This is a genomic window from Mycolicibacterium vinylchloridicum (genome assembly GCF_013404075.1).
GTDB classification, from domain to species: domain Bacteria; phylum Actinomycetota; class Actinomycetes; order Mycobacteriales; family Mycobacteriaceae; genus Mycobacterium; species Mycobacterium vinylchloridicum.
On record NZ_JACBJQ010000201.1, the window covers coordinates 1 to 864 of the forward strand.

The following is an 864-nucleotide window of genomic DNA, read 5'->3' on the forward strand; positions in this document are numbered from 1 at the left end:
TGTACTGACCTGAGAGGTTAGGTACGCGGCTGGCGGGTGGTTGGCCGCCGAGTGCGGTGTGGCCGCGGTGGCAATTGTAGGTGTGCAGCCAGGTGGTGAACGCTGCGCAGCGTTCGGCATCGCTGCGGTAGAGCCGTGCGTAGGCCCACTCGTCAGCCAGGGTGCGATGAAATCTTTCGACCTTGCCATTGGTCTGGGGCCGGTAGGGGCGTGTGCGGCGGTGCCCTATCTCGCCCAAGGCTTGGGCAAAGGGCGTCGACCGGTAACAGGCTCCGTTGTCGGTCAACACATTTCGCACCGTGAAACCGCACTGGAGGAACCAGGCGTTTGCGCGTAGCCAAAAGCCTGCCGCGGTGTCTTTGCGCTCATCGTCGAGTATCTCGCTGTAGGCCAGCCGGGAGTGTCCGTCGATGGCGGTATGTAGAAAGTGATAGCCGCGAACTGGTTGGTGATAGGCGTTGAATGTTCCCGAGCTTTTGTCTGCCCAGGCGTTGCGGTTACCGACGGTGCGCCCCAGCATTCGCCACCCTCCGCCGGCGGGGATCTTGCCCAGCTTTTTGACATCGACATGCACTAGATCTCCGGGCCGCGCTGAGTCGATACGTCGGATCACTCGCCCGGTAGGGCGGTCCAGCCAGCGCAGCTTCGCCATCCCGTAACGCGTCAGCACCCGATGCACGGTCGAGGGATGCAGGCCAAGCAGATAGCCGATGCGTGCAGGTCCCCACCGGCGCAGAACGCGGACGTTGATGATGCGCCGCTCAGTACGCGTCGGAGTCCGGTTGGGGCTGTGATGAGGCCGTGAGCTGCGGTCGGCCATGCCTGCGGCTCCCATCGTGCGATAGCGGCCAGCCCACCGGGCCG

1 protein-coding gene is annotated in these 864 nt (G+C 64.2%); it reads right to left on the reverse strand.

What is annotated here, in order from left to right; all coding sequences use genetic code 11:
• A partial coding sequence (locus tag HPC46_RS34565) for an IS481 family transposase (protein WP_179476460.1) occupies positions 1-864 on the reverse strand: 864 nt, incomplete at both ends.